At 70.2% G+C, this 23,250-nt stretch carries 21 protein-coding genes; 9 read left to right on the top strand and 12 right to left on the bottom strand.

What is annotated here, in order from left to right; translation table 11 throughout:
- Positions 1–196 precede the first annotated feature (196 nt).
- The 5 genes from hemE to ATSB10_RS18385 all read right to left on the bottom strand — a co-directional run bounded on the left by hemE (position 197) and on the right by ATSB10_RS18385 (position 4,647).
- Entirely contained in the window at positions 197–1,267 is a 1,071-nt protein-coding gene (gene hemE / locus ATSB10_RS18365; protein ID WP_063674153.1) for a uroporphyrinogen decarboxylase, read from the bottom strand.
- A 5-nt stretch (positions 1,268–1,272) separates the two neighbouring features.
- On the bottom strand, positions 1,273–1,533 hold the full coding sequence (locus ATSB10_RS18370) for a WGR domain-containing protein (RefSeq protein ID WP_063674154.1): 261 nt from the start codon (positions 1,531–1,533) through the stop codon (positions 1,273–1,275).
- 80 nt (positions 1,534–1,613) lie between these two features.
- Complete coding sequence (locus tag ATSB10_RS18375) at positions 1,614–2,327, bottom strand: TVP38/TMEM64 family protein (protein ID WP_063674155.1); 714 nt, start codon at positions 2,325–2,327, stop codon at positions 1,614–1,616.
- Entirely contained in the window at positions 2,324–2,881 is a 558-nt protein-coding gene (locus ATSB10_RS18380; RefSeq protein ID WP_063674578.1) for a nucleoside deaminase, read from the bottom strand. Before ATSB10_RS18380 ends, ATSB10_RS18375 begins: the two co-directional genes overlap by 4 nt.
- 11 nt (positions 2,882–2,892) lie before the next feature.
- Positions 2,893–4,647: a glutamine--tRNA ligase/YqeY domain fusion protein gene (locus ATSB10_RS18385; protein ID WP_063674156.1), complete on the bottom strand. Its 1,755-nt coding sequence runs from the start codon at positions 4,645–4,647 to the stop codon at positions 2,893–2,895.
- A 141-nt stretch (positions 4,648–4,788) separates the two neighbouring features.
- Between ATSB10_RS18385 and ATSB10_RS18390 the strand changes: the two genes are divergently transcribed.
- The 4 genes from ATSB10_RS18390 (at position 4,789) to ATSB10_RS19110 (ending at position 6,782) form a co-directional block, all read left to right on the top strand.
- On the top strand, positions 4,789–5,067 hold the full coding sequence (locus ATSB10_RS18390; protein WP_063674157.1) for a putative signal transducing protein: 279 nt from the start codon (positions 4,789–4,791) through the stop codon (positions 5,065–5,067).
- Between the two features lie 8 nt (positions 5,068–5,075).
- On the top strand, positions 5,076–5,948 hold the full coding sequence (locus ATSB10_RS18395; protein ID WP_083966292.1) for an EamA family transporter: 873 nt from the start codon (positions 5,076–5,078) through the stop codon (positions 5,946–5,948).
- A 5-nt stretch (positions 5,949–5,953) separates the two neighbouring features.
- Positions 5,954–6,472 (top strand): adenine phosphoribosyltransferase, encoded by a 519-nt coding sequence (locus ATSB10_RS18400; protein ID WP_063674158.1) that lies wholly within the window; start codon positions 5,954–5,956, stop codon positions 6,470–6,472.
- A 154-nt stretch (positions 6,473–6,626) separates the two neighbouring features.
- Positions 6,627–6,782: a DUF3309 family protein gene (locus tag ATSB10_RS19110; protein WP_017463996.1), complete on the top strand. Its 156-nt coding sequence runs from the start codon at positions 6,627–6,629 to the stop codon at positions 6,780–6,782.
- Between the two features lie 10 nt (positions 6,783–6,792).
- Here ATSB10_RS19110 and ATSB10_RS18405 read toward each other — a convergent pair whose 3' ends face one another.
- Both ATSB10_RS18405 and oxyR read right to left on the bottom strand, forming a co-directional pair.
- On the bottom strand, positions 6,793–7,398 hold the full coding sequence (locus ATSB10_RS18405; RefSeq protein WP_063674159.1) for a hypothetical protein: 606 nt from the start codon (positions 7,396–7,398) through the stop codon (positions 6,793–6,795).
- 28 nt (positions 7,399–7,426) lie between these two features.
- Complete coding sequence (gene oxyR / locus ATSB10_RS18410) at positions 7,427–8,395, bottom strand: DNA-binding transcriptional regulator OxyR (protein ID WP_063674160.1); 969 nt, start codon at positions 8,393–8,395, stop codon at positions 7,427–7,429.
- Between the two features lie 338 nt (positions 8,396–8,733).
- Here oxyR and ATSB10_RS18415 point away from each other — a divergent pair, with 338 nt between their 5' ends.
- Positions 8,734–11,412, top strand: coding sequence for a M1 family metallopeptidase (locus ATSB10_RS18415; RefSeq protein ID WP_063674161.1), 2,679 nt, complete (start codon positions 8,734–8,736; stop codon positions 11,410–11,412).
- A 63-nt stretch (positions 11,413–11,475) separates the two neighbouring features.
- Here ATSB10_RS18415 and ATSB10_RS18420 read toward each other — a convergent pair whose 3' ends face one another.
- Positions 11,476–12,435: an alpha/beta hydrolase gene (locus tag ATSB10_RS18420; protein WP_063674162.1), complete on the bottom strand. Its 960-nt coding sequence runs from the start codon at positions 12,433–12,435 to the stop codon at positions 11,476–11,478.
- 164 nt (positions 12,436–12,599) lie between these two features.
- On the opposite strand from ATSB10_RS18420, the gene ATSB10_RS18425 reads away from it, so the two are divergent.
- Positions 12,600–16,712, top strand: a complete 4,113-nt coding sequence (locus tag ATSB10_RS18425) for a hypothetical protein (protein ID WP_063674163.1) — start codon at positions 12,600–12,602, stop codon at positions 16,710–16,712.
- On the top strand, positions 16,705–17,526 hold the full coding sequence (prmC, locus tag ATSB10_RS18430; RefSeq protein WP_063674164.1) for a peptide chain release factor N(5)-glutamine methyltransferase: 822 nt from the start codon (positions 16,705–16,707) through the stop codon (positions 17,524–17,526). The genes ATSB10_RS18425 and prmC overlap by 8 nt, the downstream gene beginning before the upstream one ends.
- Positions 17,527–17,541: 15 nt before the next feature.
- Here prmC and dxs read toward each other — a convergent pair whose 3' ends face one another.
- Positions 17,542–19,431, bottom strand: coding sequence for a 1-deoxy-D-xylulose-5-phosphate synthase (gene dxs, locus ATSB10_RS18435; protein ID WP_063674580.1), 1,890 nt, complete (start codon positions 19,429–19,431; stop codon positions 17,542–17,544).
- Positions 19,432–19,573: 142 nt separating this feature from the next.
- Here dxs and ATSB10_RS18440 point away from each other — a divergent pair, with 142 nt between their 5' ends.
- Positions 19,574–19,987 carry a low affinity iron permease family protein gene (locus tag ATSB10_RS18440; protein ID WP_017463988.1) on the top strand — a complete coding sequence of 138 codons (414 nt, stop codon included), beginning with the start codon at positions 19,574–19,576 and terminating at the stop codon, positions 19,985–19,987.
- Positions 19,988–20,002: 15 nt separating this feature from the next.
- On the opposite strand, the gene ATSB10_RS18445 is transcribed toward ATSB10_RS18440, so the two are convergent.
- Positions 20,003–20,602, bottom strand: a complete 600-nt coding sequence (locus ATSB10_RS18445; protein ID WP_017463987.1) for an HNH endonuclease — start codon at positions 20,600–20,602, stop codon at positions 20,003–20,005.
- A gap of 247 nt (positions 20,603–20,849) precedes the next feature.
- Here ATSB10_RS18445 and ATSB10_RS18450 point away from each other — a divergent pair, with 247 nt between their 5' ends.
- Positions 20,850–21,617 carry a SapC family protein gene (locus tag ATSB10_RS18450; protein WP_017463986.1) on the top strand — a complete coding sequence of 256 codons (768 nt, stop codon included), beginning with the start codon at positions 20,850–20,852 and terminating at the stop codon, positions 21,615–21,617.
- Between the two features lie 58 nt (positions 21,618–21,675).
- Here the strand turns inward: ATSB10_RS18450 and ATSB10_RS18455 are convergent, their stop codons facing one another.
- Positions 21,676–22,149: a GNAT family N-acetyltransferase gene (locus tag ATSB10_RS18455; protein WP_017463985.1), complete on the bottom strand. Its 474-nt coding sequence runs from the start codon at positions 22,147–22,149 to the stop codon at positions 21,676–21,678.
- 80 nt (positions 22,150–22,229) lie between these two features.
- Complete coding sequence (locus ATSB10_RS18460; RefSeq protein WP_063674165.1) at positions 22,230–23,192, bottom strand: hypothetical protein; 963 nt, start codon at positions 23,190–23,192, stop codon at positions 22,230–22,232.
- Positions 23,193–23,250 lie beyond the last annotated feature (58 nt).

The raw sequence follows: 23,250 nt of genomic DNA on the forward strand, positions 1-23,250 counted from the left end.
CGGTGTGCCCGGGGCGGCGCACGGGGTCACACCGGCCGGTCGCTGATGCAGTCGGTCCTTCACGGTTGAACGTCGCAGGAGGCGAGCGGGAGCCCTGTCGCGCCCGCCCGTCCTTCTGACGAGGGGTTATCGACGTGAGCGGCGCCGGACTTGAGGTGGTCCGGAGTGCTGGGTCAGCGGCATTTTGTGACGCAGATCACTTTGTGCGCAGGGCGCGACCGTAGGCATGCACTTCGTCGACCAGCGCGGCGACGTGGTCCGGATCGACCTCCGGCGTGATGCCGTGGCCGAGGTTGAACACGTGGCCCGGGTGGTTGCCGTAGCTGTCCAGCACGGCGCGCGCCTCGCGGCGGATCACGTCCGGCCCGGCGCGCAGGATCGCCGGATCCAGGTTGCCCTGGAGTGCGACCCGGCCGGCCACCGCGCGGCGGGCATCGGCGAGGTCGATGGTCCAGTCCACGCCGAGCGCGGCGCAGCCGGTGTCGGCCATCGTCGCCAGGTGCTGCCCGGCACCCTTGGAGAACAGGATCGTGGGCAGCTCGCGGGCCACCGGGTCGGCCTGCAGCAGGTCGATCACCTGCGCCATGTAGCGCAGTGAGAACTCGCGGAACGGGGCCGGGCCGAGCAGGCCGCCCCAGGTGTCGAACACCATCAGCGCCTGCGCGCCGGCATGTGCCTGGGCGATCAGGTAGGCCGCCACGGCGCGCGCCAGCGTGTCGAGCAGGCGATGGGCGACGGCCGGCTCGTTCCAGCACATCGCCTTGAGCGTGGCGAAGTCGCGCGAGCCGTGGCCTTCGACCATGTAGCAGGCCAGCGTCCACGGGCTGCCGGAAAAACCGATCAGCGGCACGCGGCCGTCCAGCTCCTTGCGGATCAGGCGCACCGCATCCATCACGTAGCGCAGCTCGCCGTCCATGTCGGGCACGGCCAGCTTGTCGATCGCGGCGGCGTCGCGCACCGGGTGGGCGAACTGCGGGCCCTCGCCGGCGGCGAAGGACAGGCCAAGGCCCATCGCATCGGGAATGGTCAGGATGTCGGAGAACAGGATCGCCGCGTCCAGCTCGAACCGCGCCAGCGGCTGCAGCGTGACCTCGCAGGCGAACTCCGGGTGCTGTGCCAGCCCCATGAAACTGCCGGCGCGGGCGCGGGTGGCGCGGTATTCCGGCAGGTAGCGGCCGGCCTGGCGCATCACCCAGATCGGCGTGGTGTCGGTGGGCTCGCGCCGCAGCGCACGCAGGAAGCGGTCGTTCTTCAGGGGAGTGGTCATGACGGTCACCGGCCGTAGGGGCCGTCGAGGCCCTGGCTGAACATCACGCGGTAGCCGCGCTTGAGTTGTGCATCGCGGGCCTTCTCGAACGCGGCGATCGCCGCCTCGCGTTCGAGGAACTGCTCGCGCTTGAGCGTGGCCTTGCCACCCTGCGTGCCGGTCTCGCGGTACAGCGTCCAGCCGCCGAGCAGATCCTGCTCGAGCACGATCTGGACGTAGCGCGGCGCTTCGGCCGCGGCAGGCGGAGTTTGCAGATAGAGGCGCATGGCGTAGGAGGATGGAAGTGGCAGCGAAGGGCCGCAAACCCCTCATTCTAGGGGGCGTGGGCGTCGGTAGCGAGCTTGGGTCACACGCCCGGGGGCGGCACGCGGCGGTGGCGGGTCAGCCGCTCGACCAGCAGCGGCAGCAGCGAGATCAGCGCGATGCCGCCGAGCGGCAGCAGCACGTTGCGGTGGAGCAGCATGCCCAGGCCGATGTGATCGGCCTGGCTGAGCGCGTCGCCGAGGCCCGCGCCGACCAGGGTCTCGAACACCAGCGTGATCGTGCCACCCAGCCAGGTTGCGCCGAGGAACAGCCAGAGCCGGCAGCGCAGCCAGGCCAGGCACACTGTCACCGCACCGAACGGCAGCACCGGGACGAAGCGCAGGAACAGCGTGTAGCTCACCGGGTGGTGGGCGAAGCCGTGGCGCAGGCGCTCGACCAGCGCCGGCGGGTGCTTGCGACCGGCGCCGAAGGCGTAGCGGCTGGCGAGGAACAGGATCAGCGAACCCAGGGTGAGTGCGATCGAGGAGTAGATCGTGCCCTCCACCACACCGAAGGCGAAGCCGCCGGCGAGGATGATCACGATGGTGCCGGGGATGCCGGTCGCCATGCCCAGAGTGAGCAGGCCGATGTAGCTGAGCCTCGCCAGCCATGGGTTCGCCGCGATCTCCTCGCGCATCCTGGCCTGGTGGGCGACCAGGTATTCCGGGCTGAGTTGCGACAACGCACCGGACGCATAGAGCACCACGCCGGCCATGACCAGCAGGAACAGCGGCAGCGCGGCGCGCAGCCGGCTCAATAGTTCGGCCCGGTGGCGCCGTAGGCGGCCAGGACCGCCCGGGCTTCGTGGCGCAGGATGTCGCGGCGCACGGCAATGCCGCGGCGGGCCAGTTCGCCGGTCCAGTCGGCTGGCAGCGGGCCTTCGTCGAACTCGGTGAGCTCCTCCACGTCCTCGGCGCGGGCGCCGATCAGCAGTTCGTCGATGCCCGCCCATACGGTGGCGCCGTAGCACTGGCAGCACGGTTGCGCGCTGGTGGCCAGCACGTAGCGCTCGCCGTCCTCGTTGATGCGGAAGCGCTGCAGCCGTTGCTGGGCGGCCATGTAGGCCATCATTTCGGCGTGTGCCACCGAGCAGCTCTGCGGAATCACGCGATTGACCCCGGCCGCGATCAGCCGCCCTTCGTCGTCGAACACCGCGGCACCGAACGGACCGCCCCCGCCCAGCGCCACGTTCTGGCGAGCCAGCTCGATCGCCAGGCCCACGCGCTCCTCGTCGGTGACGTACAGGCGCGATGCGTCGGCGACGTCGGCGATCCACGGCGGCAGGGTCAGGTGGATCTGCTGCGGAAGCAAGCCCATCGTGCTCAGCCCTTAGCCGCCCAGGTGTCGCGCAGGGTCACCACGCGGTTGAACACCGGGTGGTGCTCGCGGTGGTCGAGGCGGTCGGCGACGAAGTAGCCCAGGCGCTCGAACTGGAAGTGCTGCTCCGGCTCGGCCAGCGCGGCGGCTCGTTCCACCCAGCCGGTGATGACGCGCTTGGCCTCCGGGTTGATGTGCTCGATCCAGCTCTTGCCGTCGCTCTCGTCGTCCGGCGCTGGCACGCTGAACAGGCGGTCGTACAGGCGCACCTCGGCCGCCACGCCGTGCACGGCGCTGACCCAGTGAATGGTGCCCTTCACCTTGCGGTCGGCGCCCGGCAGGCCGTGGCGGGACTCGGGATCGAGCGTGCAGTGCACTTCGATCACCTGGCCGTCGGCGTCCTTGACGACCTCCTCGCACTTCACGATGCCGACGCCGCGCAGGCGCACTTCACCCTCGGGCTTGAGCCGGTGGAAGCCCTTCGGCGGCACCTCGGCGAAGTCGTCACGCTCGATCCACACCTCGCGCGAAAACGGCACGGTGCGGCTGCCGAAGCTCTCGTCCTTCGGGTGGTTGGGGAAGGTGAGGACTTCCTCGTGGCCTTCCGGCAGGTTGGTGATCACCAGCTTCAGCGGATCGAGCACGGCCATCCGGCGCGGCGCGGCGGCGTCCAGGTCCTCGCGCACGCAGCCTTCGAACACGGCGTAGTCGATCACGCTGTTCTGCTTGGACACGCCCAGCCGCTCGATCAGCAGGCGGATGCTGGCCGCGGTGAAGCCGCGCCGGCGCAGGCCGCGCAGGGTGTTCATGCGCGGGTCGTCCCAGCTGTCGACGTGGCCTTCGTTCACCAGCTGCGCGAGCTTGCGCTTGGAGGTGATCGAGTAGCTGAGGTTGAGGCGCGAGAATTCGATCTGGCGCGGCTTGCTGGGTTTGGTCTCCAGCCCGGCGTCGACCAGTGGCTGCCACAGCTCGGGGTGGTTGGGCAGGTCGACGTGGTCGACGAACCAGTCGTACAGCGGACGGTGGTCCTCGAACTCCAGCGTGCACAGCGAGTGGGTGATCGACTCCAGCGCGTCGGACAGGCAGTGCGCATAGTCATACATCGGGTAGATCGGCCAGGCGTCGCCGGTGTTCTGGTGGGTGACCTTGCGCACGCGGTAGATCGCCGGATCGCGCAGGTTGATGTTGCCGGCGGCCATGTCGATCTTCGCGCGCAGCGTCTTGCTGCCGTCTTCGAATTCGCCCGCGCGCATGCGGCGGAACAGGTCCAGGTTCTCTTCCACGCTGCGGTCGCGGTAGGGCGAGTTGCGGCCCGGCTCGGTCAGCGTGCCGCGGTAGGCGCGCACCTCGTCGGCGTTGAGGTCGTCCACATACGCTTTGCCGTCCTCGATCAGCTTGATCGCGGCGCGGTAGAACACCTCGAAGTAGTCCGAGGCGTGGCGCAGCTCGTGCCAGGCGTAGCCGAGCCAGCGCACGTCCTCCTTGATGCCCTCGACGAACTCGGGGTCTTCCTTGCCCGGGTTGGTGTCGTCCAGGCGCAGGTTGCACCAGCCGCCGGCGAACTCCCGGGCGATGCCGAAGTTCAGGCAGATCGCCTTGGCGTGACCGATGTGCAGGTAGCCGTTCGGCTCGGGCGGGAAGCGCGTGCGGGTGCTGGCGTGCTTGCCGCTGGCCAGGTCGTCGCGAATGATCTGGCGGATGAAATCGCGCGGGGCATCGGCGGCGGGACTGGACGGAGCGCTGGGGGTTTCGTTGGACATCGGGCGGATGGCTCGCGGCACGTGACGGGGAAAATCCTTGCAGTTTACCCCGTAGCCGCCGCCCGACCACCCCGTGCGGCGGCCTGCCCGCGCGCGTCGCTGCGCTTGCCGGGCCGGGGGTTCCGCACTAGCGTGCAGGTCATGCACACCGCCTACCGCGCCGAAACGCTGATCGATGCCCACCTGGTGAAGGACGCGCTGGAGCGCGCCGGCATCCCTGCTTTCATCGCCGGCGAATACCTCACCGGCGGTGTGGGCCAGTTGCCGGCCATCGACTACGTGGCAGTGATGGTGCCCGAGTCGGCCCGCGACGAGGCGGCACCGGTGGTGGCCGAGGTCGAGCGGGCGCTGGCCGTGTCGCGGGTCGAGGCGGCCTCGTGGGAGAACGGCCCGGACCTGGACGGCCCGCTGCCTGCCTGAGTCTCGCGATGCGTACCACCGCTCCAGTCGCGCCGGCACGTCCGGCGGATCATCCGCTGCTGCATCGCGGCGACGTCCTTGCCATTGCGCTGGGCGCCGCGCTGCTGTCGTGCACCAGCATCTTCGTGGTGCTGGCGCAGGTGGCGCCGGGCGTGTCGGCGTTCTATCGCGTGCTGTTCGGCGGTACCGCACTGTTCGGCTGGGTGGTGCTGCATGGCCGCTGGCAGCCGATCCGTGGCCGCGACGCGGCACTGGCGCTGCTGCCAGCGATCGGCCTGGCGGCGGACCTGATCCTGTGGCACCGCTCGATCCTGTGGGTCGGGCCGGGCGTGGCGACCCTGCTCACCAACTTCCAGGTGTTCCTACTCGCCGTGGTCGGCGTGCTGGCCTATCGCGAGCGACTGGCACCGGCGTTCTGGCCGGGCATGGCGCTGGCACTGGCCGGGTTGTGGCTGCTGGTGGGCGCGCACTGGTCGCTGTTCGATGCGCAGCATCGCCTCGGCGTGTGGCTGGGTCTGGCCAGCTGCCTGGCCTACACCGTCTACCTGCTCAGCTTCCGTCGCGCGCTGGCCGGGCGCACGGCGCTGCCGCCGGCGCAGTTCCTCGGCCTGATGAGCCTGCTGTGCGCCGGCGTGCTGGCCCTGTGGTGCGTCGCTGACGGCGAATCGCTGGCGCTGACCACCGTGCGCGGCTGGCTGTCGCTGCTGGCACTCGGCCTGCTGCTGTTGCTGCAGCCGGCGCTGGCCTTCGTGGTGGACGTGCTGCTGTTCGGTCGTCCGACCAGCACGATGGACTGGTGCGGACTGTTGCTGGCGCTGGCCGGTATCCTGCTGGGCGCATTGCGCCGCCGCCGGCCGCTGCCGCCCCCTGTTTCCGGATGACCCCGATGACCGATTTCGCTTCCCTGGTTCATGCCGTACCGGACTTTCCCAAACCTGGCATCGTATTCCGCGACATCACGCCCTTGCTCGCCAATGCCGGTGCATTCGCCCGCTGCATCGATGCGCTGGCCGAGCCGTGGCTGGGGCAGGGCGTGCAGGCGGTGTGCGGGATCGAGTCGCGCGGTTTCATCTTCGGCGCGGCGCTGGCGCAGAAGCTCAAGGCCGGCTTCGTGCCGCTGCGCAAGCCGGGCAAGCTGCCGCCGCCGGTCACCGGCGTGGACTACGAGCTGGAATACGGCCACGACCGGCTGGAGGCACGCAGCGGCGCACTGCGTCCGGGCGAGCGCACGCTGATCGTCGACGACGTGCTCGCCACCGGCGGCACGCTGGCCGCGGCGCGGGCGCTGGTGGTCGAGCTGGGCGCCGAGTTGGTCGGTGCCGCGGTGGTGATCGAGCTGGACGCGCTGGACGGGCGCGCACGCTGGGATCGCGTGACGCCGCTGCACAGCCTTTTGCATTACTGATCGCCACCGCCGAGGTGAAGGGCCATTCACCCTGCTGAACTCCTGGCTCCGCTGCATGGAGGGTCTTCGCCGCCTGTTGACGCGGCGGACACCGCGGGGCTCCGACGCTCACCAGCGACCGTGGCGCCGTCGCCACGCACCGGGAGAACCCACCATGCTCGTCACCATTCTCGTCGTGCTGCTTGTGCTGGCCCTGATCGGTGGCCTGCCGACCTGGGGATATTCGCGCAGTTGGGGCTACGGTCCCTCGGGCGTGCTCGGGGTGATTCTGGCCATCCTGCTGGTGCTGTGGTTGCTTGGCCGGATCTGAGCACGCGACCTCAGCGATCGATCACCAGCGACTCGACGTACACCAGTTCGCAGGCGCCGTTGCCGGTGTCGTCACGGGTGAGCGAAGTGTGCCACTGCCAACCGTCGGGTCGTCGCGCGTCGACGAGGAAGCCCTCGATGTGCACCACCTCGCCGGCGCGCACCCGCGAAAGCATGCCGCGTACGCCGGCATCGGCCGGGATGATGTGCATGTTGGCGCTGGAGCGCTCGATCTCGCGCCGCGGGATCGGGAAGTCGTCCACATGCCAGTAGTAGAACCGGCTGCCCTGGGTGATGCGGATGCGCTCGAGCACGGCGCTGTCGGACATGCGGCCCCAGCCCAGTGCAAGGTCGGTCGGGGCCAGCGAGGCGCCCTCGTCGAAGCGGTAGTCCTCGCGCGAGAGCACGCGTGCGGTGAGCTCGAAGTGCGCGCGCGTGGTGAGCGTGAGATCGTCGCGGGTCAGTTGGGCCGGTGTATCCAGGTCGACCTGTTCGGGCGGATCGGGCGCGAGCACGCCGGGGTCGTCGTGCACCGGACGGTCGTGCCGCCACCAGTGCATGCCACCCCACACGACGAGCAGGGTGGCGAAGGCGAGCCCGAGCTGCCGTCCGTTCATCGCGCGCCCAATGTCGGGTGTCGCCTGTTCATGCCGCGGAGCGTGGTGCCGGCGCTCTCGTCGTCGCGATGGCGGACGGCGTCACGGCCGTGCGCGTATCGAGCAGATCCGCCGGCAACCGCTTGAACACCTCGGCCAGGCGGGTAAGGAAGCCATCCATCGCCGAACTCTTGCGCCACACCATGGCGAGGCGGCGGCTGGGCGGCGGCGCCTTGAACTCGATCAGCCGCAGGTTTCCCGACTGGGCCACCGGCGGTTTCACTGCGAGCACCGGCAGCAGGGTGATGCCGACTTCGGCCGAGACCATCTGGCGCAGCGTTTCCAGGCTGGTGGCGCGGAAGCCGTTGCGCTCGCCGGCGCCGGCCAGGTGGCAGACCTCCAGCGCCTGGTCGCGCAGGCAGTGGCCATCTTCCAGCAGCAGCAGGCTCTCATTGGACAGGTCGGCCAGCTTGAGCTGTCCCTGCCGGCGTGCCAGCGCGTGCGACTGCGGTACCGCCAGCACGAACGGCTCCTCGAACAGGAACTCGACATGCAGGCTGTCCTCGTGCAGCGGCAGGGCGAGGATGCCGACGTCGAGCTTGCCTTCGCGCAGCAAGCGCAGGATCACTTCGGTCTTCTCCTCTACCAGCAGCAGCTCGAGCTTGGGAAAGGCTTCGCGCACCATCGGTACCGCATGGGGCAGCAGGTAGGGGCCAAGGGTGGGGAAGATGCCCAGCCGCACCGTGCCGGACTCGGGATCGCGGGTGCGTCGGGCGACCGCGCGGATCTGATCGACTTCGTTGAGCACTTCACGGGCGCGGGTGGCGATTTCGCTGCCGACCTCGGTCAGCAGCACTTTGCGGGGCGTGCGCTCGACCAGCGACACGCCGAGTTCGTCCTCCAGCTTCCGGATCTGGGTGGACAGCGTGGGCTGGCTGACGAAACACGCCTCCGCGGCGCGACCGAAGTGGCGATGCTCGGCCAGCGCCACGAGGTATTGCAGGTCGCGCAGGTTCATGACCCATCTCCTGTTGAATAGCTTCAGACTATGACATTGATGGTAACAATCAATTTGTTCGATGCAATGGGGCGGCGTATCTTGCGCTTCGTGGCCCCGCGGCGGACCTCCCCCGGTCCGTCTTCCCCCGCAAACCGCGCGGTCATGCGAGCACCCCCACAGCGCCGGTTCCCCCCCCTCCCGACCGGCGCCACGGTCGCTCACCGCCGGTGACCGGGTCCCGTTCCCGCTCACCGGCATTTTTTTGCGTCGTGCCGGTGCGGGGGTGCCTTCTGGCACTGTGTCATAGGTCATGGGCTGCCTAGCGTTCGGGGTTCACTTGCCACCGGACACGCCCCATGCGCCTCCTCCGCCCGCTCCTGTTCACCGCCCTCGCCGCCAGTTGCAGCGCCGCGTTCGCTGCCGGCGGCGACGCCGTGCCGCATGGCCTGCTGCCCACCTGGGCGGTGCCGCAGTCGTACCAGCTCGCCTTCAAGGTCGATCCGCACCAGAAGGACTTCTCCGGCCACACCGTGATCAAGGTCAAGCTGACCCAGGCCTCCGACCACGTCTGGCTGCACGGCGCCGACCTCACCGTGTCGAAGGTCCGCCTGACCGACGCCGCCGGCAAGACCACGATGGCGAAGTACGTGGCGGCCGCGCCGCACGAGGGTGTGGCCCGCGTCGACTTCGGCCACACGTTGAAGCCGCAGGAGATCACCCTCGCGTTCGACTACACCGCGCCGCTGAACCTGCAGCTGCAGGGCCTGTACAAGGTCAGCCACGAGGGCCAGCCGTACGCGATGACCCAGATGGAACCGATCAGCGCGCGCTACGCCTTCCCCGGCTTCGACCAGCCCGACTACAAGACCCCGTTCGACCTCACCCTGACCATTCCCGACAGCGAGAAGGCGGTGGCCAACACCGGCGAGGTGAGCGAGAAGCCGGCGGGCAAGGGCTGGAAGATGATCACCTTCGCCAAGACCCGGCCGCTGCCGACCTACCTGGTCGCGTTCGGCGTCGGTCCGTGGGACATCGTGGCCGGCCCGGACATCTCCCACGACGCGTACCGCAGCGAGCCGTTGAAGCTGCGCGGCGTGGCCGCCAAGGGCGAGGGCCACCGCATGCAGCACGTGCTCAGCGAGACGCCGAGCATCATCCACACGCTGGAGAACTACTACGGCTTCGGCTACCCGTTCGGCAAGCTCGACCTGCTCGCCGCGCCGGACTTCGCCGCCGGTGCGATGGAGAACCCGGGCCTGGTCACCTTCCGCGACTGGCTGCTGCTGCTCGATCCGGATTCGCCGGCGCAGTACGTGCGCGGCTCGTTCAACGTCACCGCGCACGAGCTGGCCCACCAGTGGACCGGCGACACCGTCACCACCAAATGGTGGAACGACATCTGGCTCAACGAGGCCTTCGCCACCTGGATGCAGCAGAAGGTCACCATGGCCGTGCATCCGGAATACCGCGCCGATCTGGACCGCATCCGCGGCGCGCAGGGCGCGATGAACAATGACAGCCTGGTCAGCGCGCGCAAGATCCGCCAGCCGATTACCGGCAACGGCGACATCATGACTGCGTTCGACGGCATCACCTACCAGAAGGGTGCGGCGGTGCTCGGCATGTTCGAGCACTACGTGACGCCGGCCGTGTTCCAGAAGGGCATGCGCGCGTACATCCAGGACCACAAGTTCGGCAACGCCACCGCCGATGACCTGGTCGACTCGATCGCCCGCGCCGCCGACAAGGGCGAGGCGTTCAAGGACGCGTTCAAGAGCTTCCTCAACCAGTCCGGTGTGCCGTACGTGCAGACCAAGCTGGAGCAGAAGGACGGCCAGACCATCCTGCTCCTGAGCCAGAGCCGCTACCTGCCAGTCGGTTCCACCGGCGACAGCCACCGCGTGTGGGGCGTGCCGGTGTGCGTGCGCTACGGAGTCCCCGGCGGCAGCAAGGTGAGCTGCGAGATGCTGGACAAGGCCGAGGGTTCGATGGTGCTGGCCGGTGCCAGCACGCCGACCTGGGTGATGCCCAATGCCGACGCGCAGGGCTACTACCGCTTCGGCATGACCAAGGCGGGCCTCGCCGCGCTGGGCAAGCAGATCGGTTCGCTGGCCGACACCGAGCAGCTGGCCTACGCCGACGCGGTGGGCGCCAGCTTCCGCCACGGCGACATCGACGCGGCCGATGCGCTGGCGGCGCTCAAGCCGCTGGCCGCCTCGAAGACCGACGAGGTGGCCACCGCGCCGCTGAACACCTTCGGCTGGATCTGGCGCCACCTCGCCGACACCGACGCCCAGCGCACGAAGCTCGCCGCCTGGGCGAAGGACGCCTACCTGCCGCGGCTCGAGGCGCTGGGTTACCAGCGCAAGCCGGGCGAGGCCGACGGCGATTCGCTGATGCGCAGCACCCTGGCCGACTTCCTCGGCATGGACGTGAAGCTGCCCGCGGTGCGCGCCGAACTGCTCAAGCAGGGGGACGCGGTGATGAAGCGCAAGCCGGACGGCAGCCTCGACTACGCCGCCGCCGATCCGGACCTGCTCGGCGTGGCGCTGGGCGTGGCCGCGCAGGAGCACGGCAAGCCGGTGGTCGACGCGCTGATCGACACCCTGCCGAAGACCAGCGATCCGGCCACCCGCAACGCGATCCTCGCCGGCCTGGCCAGCGTGGAGGATCCGGCCCTGGTCGAGCAGATCCGCGACTTCGCGCTGAGCAAAGCGGTGAAAGTCGGCGAGATGGCGGCGTTGCTGCGCGGCGGCCGCGACACCGCGGCCGGGCGCGACGCGATGTGGCAGTGGTCGACCGCGCACTACGACCAGATCCTCGCCCGCACCGGCAGCTTTGCCGGCGGCCGCCTGCCCAGCCTGATGGGTGGCAATGGCTGCTCGCAGGCCGAGGCCGACCGCCTGCAGGCGTTCTTCAAGGACCGGTTGGACCAGGCGCCGGGAGCGGCCCGCGGCCTGGCACAGACCTCGGAATCCACGTTGCTGTGCGCTGCGTTGAAGAAGAAGCAGGACGCCTCGGCGATCATGCGCTGATCGGTACACCCCTCGCAGGGCAGACCGGAACGCCGGGCGGGCAACCGTCCGGCGTTTTCCTTTTCAGCGCACTGTGGCGCAGGCGTTCATCGCCGTGGTGGCGGCCGGTTCGGCCCGGCTGCGGATGAAGCCAGCCACGTCCTCCAGCACCGGCGCCTTGCCGCGCAGCGGTCGCGACATCGCGAACAGGATCGCGAAGTGGCCGATGTCCGGGTACAGCCTCAGCTCCGCCGTCTCGCCGGCGCGGGCCATCGCCGCCCCCAGCGAGCGCGCGTTGCGCGGCTGCACGATGCGGTCGGAGGTTCCCTGCAGCAGGAGCATTGGCGGCTCGTCGCCGTCGACGAAGTGCACCGGCTGCGAGCTGAGTTGCGCCGCATGGGTGGTACCGAACATGTCGATGAAATCCGGGTCGGTCAGCGGCAGGAAGTCGTAGGGGCCGGCCAGGCCGATGAAGCCCCGCAACTGCGCCGGCTGCATGCCGACCGCGCGCAGCCAGCGGTCGTCGGTGGACAGCAGGGCGCCGATGTGTGCGCCGGCCGAGTGGCCCATCACGAACAGCGCTGCCGGATCGCCGCCGTAGCCGGCCGCGTGCGCCTGCGCCCAGGCCGTGGCGTGCGCCGCGTCCTGCATGAACCCGGCCAGCCGCACCCGCGGCCACAGCCGGTAGTCCGGAATCACCACCACCAGGCCGCGCCGGGCCAGCGCCTCGCCGACCCATCGGTACCACTGGCGCTTGCCGGATTTCCAGCTGCCGCCGTGGAAGAACACCACCACCGGGGCACCGTGGGCGTCGGCCGGGCGGTACACGTCCAGCGCGAGCCGGTGGCGTGCGTCGTAGACGATGTCTCGTGTGGCGACCACGCCGTTGCTCCGCGCGGTGGCATTGAGCCCGGCGAACAGCGTGGCCTGGCAGCCGGCCAGCAGGCCGGTCGCCATCATCGCGAGCAGGGTGCGGCCGGCCGGACGTGCCGCTGCGCGGAGCGGCCTGGCGGTGGCGCGGAAAGAAGCGGGGGAACGTGGCATCGGCCATCCTGTCGGGACGAATCAACCCCGGGTGCGGTACGCGTGCGTTTCACCGGAGAGCTGATGTCCTGTACGAGGCAGCGGTCGTCCGGGATGCAGGGGCGGGCGACCGCGGGTCGGCGCCTATACACTGCCTGCGCCCACGAACCGGGAAGGGGAACATCATGGACCGTCGTTCACGCGTGGCCGGCCTGCTGCTCGGCCTGCTGCTGGTCGCGCTGCCGCTGTGCGCGCAGGACATCCCGCCGGTGCTGCGGGACTGGCAGGGCTGGGTGTTGCACGGCGTGCAGCAGCAGACCTGCCCGCTGTTCAACAGCCCCGCTGCCGGACAGGGAGCCCGGCAATGCGTATGGTCCGGCGAACTGACCCTGACGGCCGATACCCGCGGCGCGCACTTCGTCCTGCCGGTGCAGCTCGATGCGCCCGCCTGGGTCGCCCTGCCGGGCAGCGCGGCGGCCTGGCCGCAAGAGGTGAAGGTCGACGGCCAGGAGCAACCGGTGCTCGCGCATGGCGGTACGCCGGCGGTCTGGCTGGCCGCGGGGACGCACCGCATCGAGGGTGACCTGGCGTGGACCTCGCGGCCAGCGTCGCTGGAGGTTCCCGCCTCGGTCGCCCTGCTGTCGCTGACCGTCGACGGCAAGCCGGTCAGCCGGATCGAGCGTCACGGCAATCGCCTGACCCTGGGCGAGGCCACGGCCAGCGCGCGCGCCGCCGATGCGCTGTCGATCCGCGTCTACCGCCATCTGCAGGATGGACATCCGGCGATGCTGGAAACCCTGTTGCAGCTCAACGTGGCCGGCTCGCCGCGCGAACAGCTGCTTGGCCCCGCCTTGCCGGACGGCTTCGTCGCCACGGCGCTGGCCGGCGAGCTGCCGGCGCGGCTGGAGGCGGACGGGCGCCTGCGCGTGCAGCTGCGCCCGGGCGAGTGGACGCTGGCCCTGCGGGCGCGCGACACCGCGCCGCTGCAGGCCGTCCACTGGACCCCGCCCGGCGCGCCCTGGCCGGCGCAGGAGACCTGGAGCTACGACGACGCGCCCAGCCTGCGCAGCACCCGGGTGCAGGGTCTGGCAGTGGACGCCGGCCGCGCCGGGGTGCCGGACGACTGGTCCGAGCTGCCGGCCTTCCAGGTCGATGCGGGCCATGGCTTAACGGTGACCGAGAGTACCCGCGGTGACGCGAACGGTCGCGGCGACCAGCTGCGCCTGCGACGCACGCTGTGGCTGGACTTCGACGGCGGTGGCCTGTCCGTGCTCGATCGCCTGGTCGGCACCCTGCGCCATCCCGGACGACTCGACGTCGCGGCGCCCTGGCAACTGCTGCAGGCCAGCCAGGACGGCGAGCCGCTGCTGGTGACCACCGGTGCGCACGGCATGCGCGGGGTCGAGCTGCGCGAGCGCCGGGCCGATATCGAAGCCGGCCTGCGCCTGCCGTCGCACGCCGGCAGCCTGCCGGTGAACGGCTGGCAGGTGCCGCTGGATGCGATCGACGCGACGTTGCAGTTGCCGGCGGGCTACCGCCTGCTCGGCGCGCCCGGGGCGGATCGCTCACCGGATTCCTGGATCGCCCAGTGGAGCCTGCTCGACCTGTTCGTGGTCGCGCTGATCGCGCTGCTGGCGGGTCGCGCGCTGGGCTGGCCGTGGGCGGCGGTGGCCGCCGTGTTCCTGGTGCTGACCCAGCAGGAGAGTGGCGTGCCGCGCTGGACCCTGGCGGTCGCGCTGGCGCTTGCCCTGCTGCTGCGCGCACTGCCGGAAGGGCGGTTGCGGCTGGTGGTGCGGGCCGGTGCGCTGGCAGCCTTCGTGCTGGCGTTGCTGTGGACCCTCCCGTTCGCTGCCACGCAGCTGCAGTACGCGCTGCACCCTCAACTGGAGCGGAGTTCCCGCGTCGCCGTGGATTTCGCGCCCGAGACGGCCGGGCTGGCGGCGACGGTGGAGAAGAAAATGCAGGCGCCGATGCTCGAGGCCGCCGATGAGCAGCAGCAACGCGCGCTGCCGGCCCCCCCGCCCCCGCCGCCGCCACGCGAACCTGCGGCCCCGCCGGCGTTGGCGCTCAGCGCCGTCACGGGCAGCGGTTCGTCCATCGTCCCGCCGCTCGACGCCGCCAACCAGCAGCTGGACAGCCGCAGCGTGGTGCAGGCCGGCGACGGCACGCCGGCCTGGCGGATGGGCAACGCCTACCGGCTGGGCTGGTCCGGTCCGGTGACCGTGGGGCAGACCGCGCGCCTGCTGATCGCGCCGTCCTGGCTGGTGCGGCTGCTGCGCGTGCTGATGGTGGGCCTGCTGGCCGTGCTGCTGTCGCGGCTGGTGCCGCTGCTGGTGGTGCCCATGCGCGCGCACTGGAAGGAGTGGGTCCGCGGCGCGGCCGGCACGGCGCTGCTGCTGCTGGCGGTGCTGCCGCCGGCCGCGCACGCCCAGGCGGCGTCCTCAGCGCTGCCGGACCGACAGCTGCTGGAGCAGCTGCGCCAGCGGCTCACCGAGGCGCCGCGCTGCGCACCCTCGTGCATGGCCGTGGCCGGTGCCCAGGTGCAGGCCCAGGGCGACTCCCTGCTGGTGGTGCTGCAGGCCGATGCCGGTGCGGTCGGCGGCATCGCGCTGCCGCGTACCGACGCGGCCGGCAGCCTATTGGACGTGTCGGTGGACGGCCATCCGGCGACGCTGGTGCAGCAGGGCGACGCGGTAGTTGCGCGGATCGACCGCGGCGTGCACCGGATCGCCCTGCGCTACCGACTGGACGGGCTGGATACTGGCTCGGTGTTCTTCCCGCTCCGTCCGGGGCGCGTGGTGTTCGCCGGCCAGGGCTGGACCGCCAGCGGCCTCGACGGCGACCGCCTGCTCGGCGACAGCCTCGGCCTCAGCCGGGTTCGTGCCGCCTCCGACGGCAGCGTGCAGACCGTGGCCCAGCGCTTCCCGCCGTACGTGACGGTGACCCGGCAGCTGGTGTTCGGCATCGACTGGACGGTGCAGACCACGGTCGAGCGCGTCGCGCCGGAATCGGGTGGCTTCAGCGTCGACATCCCGCTGCTCCCTGGCGAACACCCGCTGGGCGAGAACCTGCCGATCCACGACGGCAAGCTGCAGGTGAGCTTCACCGCCGACGCGCCGCGGGTGACCTGGCGCAGCCGGCTCGATCATGCCGACACGCTGACCCTCACCGCGCCGCCGCTGGCCGACCGCGCCGAGACCTGGCAGATAGACAGCGCGCCGATGTGGCACGTCGCGGCAAAGGGCGTGCCGACCAGCGCCAGCGACTCTGGCCTGAGCTTCGACCCGCTGCCGGGCGAGCAGCTGACCCTGGCCTTGTCCGAGCCGGACGCGGTCGCCGGCGACAGCCTGGCCTTCGACCAGGCGCGGGCAGCGCTGCAGGTGGGCGAGCGCTCCAGCGAGCTGAACCTGCAGCTGACCGCGCGCAGCACGCGCGGCGGCGAACATGCCATCACCCTGCCGACCGGCGCAGAGCTGCTGCAGTCCAGTCGCGACGGCCAGGCGCTGGACCTGGCGATCCGCGACGGCAAGCTGAGCCTGCCGCTGCTGCCCGGTAGCCACACCTACGCGCTGCAGCTGCGCATCCCCGTCGGGGTCGGTTTCCGCACGCTGATGAGTCGCGTCGACCTGCGCGCGCCAGTGGCCAACCTGTCGCTGGAGCTGGCTCCGCCGCAGGACCGCTGGGTGCTGTGGACCTGGGGGCCTCAGGACGGACCGGCGGTGCTGTACTGGTCGCAGCTGGCCGTGCTGCTGCTGGCCGCCTGGTTGCTGGCGCGGTTCGCGCCGACACCGCTGCGCTTCCACCAGTGGCTGCTGCTGGGGCTGGGTTTCTCGGCGTTCGCCTGGGGCGCCTACGCGCTGGTGGTGGCCTGGCTGATCGCGCTGGGGCTACGGGCGCGTGGCGTGCGCCTGGGCAACACCGCCTTCAACCTCGTGCAGATCGGCCTGGCGGCGCTCACCGCGGTCGCGTTGCTTGCGCTGGTCGGCGCGGTGCCGAACGGCCTGCTCGGCCTGCCCGACATGCACGTGGCCGGCAACGGTTCGCGCGCGTTCGACCTGCGCTGGTTCGCCGATCGCAGCGCCGGGCAGTTGCCCGGCGCGGGCGTCGCCAGCGTGCCGCTGTGGGTCTACAAGCTGGCGATGCTGGCCTGGGCGCTGTGGTTGGCCAACGCGCTGATCGGCTGGCTGCGCTGGGCATTCGCGGCATGGAGCGAGGGCGGCTACTGGCGCGCCCGCGAGCGCCGGGCCAGCCCGCCGGACCTGCCGCCGGCCACGGGAGATCAAGCGACACATGACTGAAATCCGCCATGCCCTGGGCGATGCCGCGCGTCGTCTCGGCGATCGCGTCGATGCCGAGGTGCTGTTGCAGCACGTGCTGCGACGTCCGCCGAGCTGGCTGATCGCACATGCCGACGACGTGCTGTCGCTGGGCGACGAGCAGGCGTTCGTCGAACTCGTGCGCCGGCGCCTCGCCGGCGAGCCGGTGGCCTATATCACCGGCCGGCGCGGATTCTGGTCGCTGGAGCTGGAGGTCACTCCGGCCACGCTGATCCCTCGGCCGGAGACCGAACTGCTGGTCGAGCTGGCGCTGGCGCGACTGCCGGATGATCGTGCCGCCGGCGTTGCCGACCTCGGCACCGGCAGCGGTGCGATCGCCCTGGCGATCGGCACGGAGCGGCCGCATGCGCGCGTCCTCGCGGTGGATGCGAGCGCGGCCGCACTCGAGGTGGCCCAGCGCAACGCGCGAAGGCTGTGCATCCCCAACGTTCGCTTCGTCGAGGGCGACTGGCTGGCACCGCTGGCCGGGCTGCGTTTCGACCTGGTCGTGTCCAACCCGCCGTACATCGAGGCGGATGATCCGCATCTGTCCCGGGGCGACCTGCGCTTCGAGCCGGCCAGCGCACTGGCCTCGGGTACCGACGGCCTGGACGACATCCGGCGCATCGTGGCCGACGCCCGCGACGTGCTGGAACCCGGCGGCTGGCTGTTGTTCGAGCACGGCTGGAACCAGGGCGAAGACTGTCGCGCACTGCTGCAGGCGGCCGGCTATCGCGAGGTGTTCACCGCGCAGGATCTGGAGCAGCGCGACCGCGTCAGCGGTGGGCGGCGCTGAGTCGCGTGCCCGTGCTCAGCCGGCGCTGGCGCTGGTGGCTACCAGATTTGGAAAGCGCGCGCGGATGGCGTTGCGGATCGAGGGCAGATCCAGCCCGGCCATGCTGAGCACTTCCTCGCGGCTGCCGTGCTCGAGGTACACGTCGGGCAGGCCCAGGTGGAGGATCGGCAGGGTGATGCCGTGTGCGGCCAGGCACTCGGCGACCGCCGAGCCGGCACCGCCGGCGACGGCGTTGTCCTCCAGCGTGACGAAGGCGTCGTGGGTCTTCGCCAGTTCCACCAGCATGGCCTCGTCAAGCGGTTTGACGAAGCGCATGTTGATTAGGGTGGCGTCCAGTTCGGCAGCGACCACGGCGGCCGGCGCCAGCATCGCGCCGAACGAGAGCAGCGCCAGTCCGCGGCCGCGGCGGCGCAGCTCGGCCTTGCCGATCGGCAGCGTGTCCAGCTCCGGCCGCAGTGCGGCGCCGGGGCCGGTGCCGCGCGGATAGCGCACCGCGGCCGGGCCTTCGTAGGCGAAGCCGGTGGAGAGCATCGTGCGGCACTCGTTCTCGTCGGCCGGGGCCATGATCACCATGTTCGGCAGGCAGCGAAGGAACGACAGGTCGAAGCTGCCCGCGTGGGTGGCGCCATCCGGCCCGACCACGCCGGCGCGGTCGATCGCGAAGGTGACATCGAGATTCTGCAGCGCCACGTCGTGGATCGCCTGGTCGTAGGCGCGCTGCAGGAAGGTGGAGTAGATCGCCACCACCGGCTTGGCGCCCTCGCAGGCCATGCCGGCGGCGAGCGTCACCGCGTGCTGCTCGGCGATCGCCACGTCGAAGTAGCGCTCCGGGTATTCCTTCGAGAACCGCACCAGGCCCGAGCCTTCGCGCATCGCCGGGGTGATGCCCATCAGCCGTTCGTCGGCCGCCGCCTGGTCGCACAGCCAGTCGCTGAACACGTCGGTGTAGGTGGGCTTGGCCGGGGCGGACTTCTTCGCCAGGCCGGCCTGCGGATCGAACGGGCCGACCGCGTGGTATTCGATCTGCGCCTGTTCGGCCGGGGCGTAGCCCTTGCCCTTGGTGGTGATCACGTGCAGCAGCTGCGGGCCGGGCAGGTCCTTTACCGTGCGCAGCGCGTGCAGCAGCGCAGGCAGGTCGTGGCCGTCGATCGGGCCGGTGTAGTGGAAGCCCAGCTCCTCGAACAGCGTGGAGGGCACGAACATGCCCTTGGCGTGTTCTTCCCAGCGCTTGAAGAAGCGGCCCATCAGCGACTGCTTGGGAATCGCCCGCTTGGCCCGCTCGCGCCACGCGTTGAGCGTGTGGCTGGCCATGGCGCGCGCCATCATCTTGGTCAGCGCACCGACGTTCTCGCTGATCGACATGCCGTTGTCGTTGAACACCACCAGCATGTTCGGCTCGACGTCGCCGCCGTGGTTGAGCGCCTCGAAGGCCATGCCGGCGGTCATCGCGCCGTCGCCGATCACCGCCACGAACTTGCGGTCGTCGCCGCGCCGCTGCGCGGCGATCGCCATGCCGAGCGCGGCCGAGATCGAGGTGGACGAGTGGCCGACGCCAAAGGTGTCGTATTCGCTCTCCTCGCGACGCGGGAACGGCGCCAGGCCGTCCTTCTTCTTGATCGTGGTGATGCGGTCGCGGCGGCCGGTGAGGATCTTGTGCGGGTAGCACTGGTGGCCGACGTCCCAGACCAGCCGGTCGCGCGGCGTGTCGAACACGTGGTGCAGGGCCACGGTCAGCTCGACCACGCCCAGGCCCGCGCCGAAGTGGCCGCCGGAGCTGGCCACGGCTTCGATCAGGTACTGGCGCAGCTCGTCGGCGACGGCCGGCAGCTCCTCCTCGGGAACGCGGCGCAGGTCGACGGGCGTGGCGATGGGCGCCAGGTGGGGATAGCGGGACAGGTCGATCATCCGCATATTGTTGGCCTGCCGGGGAGGCGGGGCAAGGGCGGAGGGCGGGCCGTGTCGGGCGCCTTCACATTCACCGGCCCGTCCACGACCACCCGGCATGCTGTGCAGCTGCCGACACCCAAGCCCCTGCAGGAGCCCGTACATGGCCGATTCCAAGCTGTTCCGCCGGTTCGCCGCGGCCACCTCGCGGGCCGCCGGCAAGCCTGCCGCCTTCATCACGGCCACGCTGATCATCGTGGTCTGGGCCCTCACCGGGCCGCTGTTCGGCTTCGGCGACACCTGGCAACTGGTGATCAACACCGGCACCACGATCATCACCTTCCTGATGGTGTTCCTGATCCAGAACACCCAGAACCGGGACTCGGCGGCGCTGCAGATCAAGCTGGACGAGCTGATCCGCTCCAGTCGGGCGCACAACGCCCTGCTGGCGCTGGAGGAGCTGGACGATGCGACACTCGACCGCATCCGCCGTCACTACAGCCGGCTGGCCGAACGCGACCGCAGCGAGCTGGGCAACGTGGAGGAGGCCCTCGGCGACGAGGACGACGAGATCTGACCGGGACCCGCAGGATCAGGCGTGCGCGGCCCGGCGGTCGCGCGGCAGGTGGTTGACCAGGAATTCCATCTGGTCGGCCAGGATGTTGCGGTTGGACAGGATCAGGTGCTCCACCCAGCTCGGCCGGTAGGGCACCGCCAGCAGCGGCATGTGCGCCTGCTGCGGCGTGCGGTTGGCCTTGCGCAGGTTGCAGGCCAGGCAGGCGCTGACCACGTTTTCCCACTCGTCGCGCCCGCCCTTGGAGACCGGCTGCACGTGGTCGCGGGTCAGCTCGCCGCGGCTGTAGTGGTTGCCGCAATACAGGCAGAGGTGGCGGTCGCGGGCGAACAGCGCCGTGTTGGTGAGCGCCGGGGCCGGATCGATGGCGTGGTCGCGGCAGTGTCCGGTGCTGGCGATGATCGGGTGCAGGTCCAGCGTGCTCTGCGTGCCCAGTGCGCGGTTGATGCCGCCGTGGACGGTCAGGCAGGGTTCGCCGAGGGTCCACGCCACGGCCTCGCGGACGTAGAGGCAAGCCGCATCCTGCCAGCTGATCCAGTCGAGGATCCGGCCGGAGGCGTCCAGCGACAGTACCCGGGTCGAATGCAGATCGGCCCGAAGCGGCACTTCCATCAGCATGCAGTCCTTCCTTCGATCAGGGGAAAACGCGCAGCGATGCAACCGTGTACTCCCGCCGAGCATAGCCCATCTTTGTTGCCGTTCGCATGCAAATCCTTGATGCGGCAGGGACAAGGGGGTGCCGCCCGGGCGTTCGCGGGCGGCCGTGGGCGCTGTTATAGTGGCTGTTCGTCTTGAGACCCGGGCCGGGTTTGGGAGGGGGGGCCGACGGTGGCAACCCCGGCGCGGCTGGGCAGAGGTAAACAACGTGGCAGAAGTCTTTTTCTACGAGCGCCCCGTGCCGCTCAACCGCACCGCCCACAAGGACCTGCGCCTGAAGGGCGTGCCGAGCCTGAAGTTCGCGGCCAACGTGCATTCGGTGCCGCTGACCGGCGTCGAGTTTCCCGCCGCAGCCCGCGACATGCCGATCCTGTTCGCCGGCACCGACGTCAAGGAAGCCGGTCCGATGGCCCTGCTTGGCCTGCGCCAGAACGAGAACCTGTTCGTCGACGCGAACGGCCAGTGGATCCCGGGCGCCTACGTGCCGGCCTTCATCCGCCGCTATCCGTTCATCCTGGCGGAGAAGCCGAAAGACCAGGAAGGCGACGATTTCACCGTGTTCCTGGACGAGGCCTATGAAGGCTTCAGCAGTGAAGAGGGCGAGCGCCTGTTCAAGGAAGACGGCACCGATGCGGAGATGCTGACCAACGCCGTGAACTTCCTCGGCGAGTTCCAGCAGCATGTCGCCCGCACGCACTGGTTCATGGACCAGCTGCGCAAGCACGACCTGCTCGAGCCGCGCAACATCCGGCTGGAGAAGGACGGCAAGACGATCAACCTCAATGGCCTGTTCGTGGTCAACGAGGAAAAGCTGCGCCAGCTCGACGAGAAGACCGCGCACGAGTTCCTGAAGGACGGCACGCTGGGCTGGATCTACGCCCACCTGTTGTCGCTGGCCAACATCGATCGCGTGTCGGCCCGCCTGAACGACCGTGAACAGACCGAGGCGCCGACCGGCAGCACTGCAGTCAACTGATCGTCACGGTGATCGACCCGGACCCGCGGCTGCCCGGCAGCCGCGGGTTTTTTTTTGCTCAGCCCACCGGCTTGGCCATGCGCAGCAGGTCGGTGCCATAGCCGGCCGCCTCGTACAACGCGCGTGCCCCGTCGTTGCCGGGGAATACGGCCAGTGTGACCAGCGCGCAGCGGTGCTCGCGTGCCCACTCCTCGGCATGCTGCAGCAGGGCGCGTCCGATCCCCTGGCGCTCGTGGCCCGGCGCCACCGCCACGTCGGAGATGTGGCAGTTGGTGCGGCCGGTGAAGAAGTCCTGGGTCTTCTGCAGGTGCAGGAAGCCGACCCGCTCGCCGTCGGCATCCTCGGCCACGAACAGGAAGCTGTTCGGCGGCTGGTCGTCCAGGTGATGTGCGATGTCGCGGCGGATGCCTTCGATGCATTCGTGCCGCCGCCGCCAGGCCGGCAGGTCGAACTGGACGAAGCGCGGGACCAGGCCGAGGATGAAGTCGTCGTCGTCCTCGGCCAGGCGGATCAGGAGGGAGGGCTCGTTCATGCGTTCGGGTCGCAGCCGGATGTACTTCTGGTTCTACACCGACGCGCGGGTGCGACGGAAGCCCTGGCTGCGGTCCGTGGCTAGAGGCGGAGCTGCACGCCGGCCGACCACAGCCGTCCCGGTTCGATCTGCAGCCCGTTGACGTGCTCGTGCACCGGCACCTGCATGAACACGAAGGCGTCCACGCGACGGCCCAGCTTCACGCCCAGCCCGGGACTGAGATAGGCCAGTGTGGCGCCGCTGTTGGCGCGGTCGGCGAAGGCGCCGCTCTCGCGCTGTTCGCCGTGCAGGTTGAGCTGTACCTGCGGCACGAACATGCCGGCGTCGAGATAGCGCAGACCAAGGTTCACGTTGAGCGAGTTGCCCGGGCGGAAGCCGTCGCGGGCGTTCATCGCCACCTCGCCCATGGCCTGGCCGAAATAGCCGACCGAGTCGCTGAGGTAGCCGAACTTGTAGACGCCGAACAGTGCGTCGGTGGTGCCGGTGCCGCGCTGCAGGCCGCGATCCAGCAGCTCGCCGGCGGCGCTGCCGGCGTCGAAGGTCTGCTTGAACGTGCCGGTGGCCAGCTTCACGCCGAACTGCACGCCCAGGCCCGCATCCGGGCTGAAGCCCTGGTAGCGGGCGACCACGCGGATGTCGCCGATGCCCTGTCCCCTGGAAGACGACAACGTGGTTTCGCCTTCCGGCCAGGTCTCGTGGTACCGGCTGAACCAGGGCAGCTGCACCGACAGGCCCCAGGCCCGGTTGAAGCTGTAGTCCAGGCCGAGCAGGGTATTGCGGTTGATGGTCTTGCGCTGCAGCTCGTCCTCGCTGGGCAGGGGGATGCTGCCGAAGGCGACACGGTCGGAGCCGGACACCAGCCGGGATTGGTTGAAATAGTCCTGACGCAGGCTCAGGTGCAGCCCGCGCGAGGTGGCATAGCCCTGGCTGGCCCAGTCGGAGTTGAGCGAGCAGCCGCAGGTGGAACAGGCGGCGGCAACGCCGGGCAGCGTGGCAAGCGCGGCCGCGGCGAGGGAAGCGAGGGGGCGTGACAGGCGACTCATGGCGGTTTCCTTGGAATGCGGGGCCAAGGTACGCCTTGCGGCGTACCCGTGGGTCTGA

Source organism: Dyella thiooxydans (genome assembly GCF_001641285.1).
Taxonomy (GTDB): domain Bacteria; phylum Pseudomonadota; class Gammaproteobacteria; order Xanthomonadales; family Rhodanobacteraceae; genus Dyella_A; species Dyella_A thiooxydans.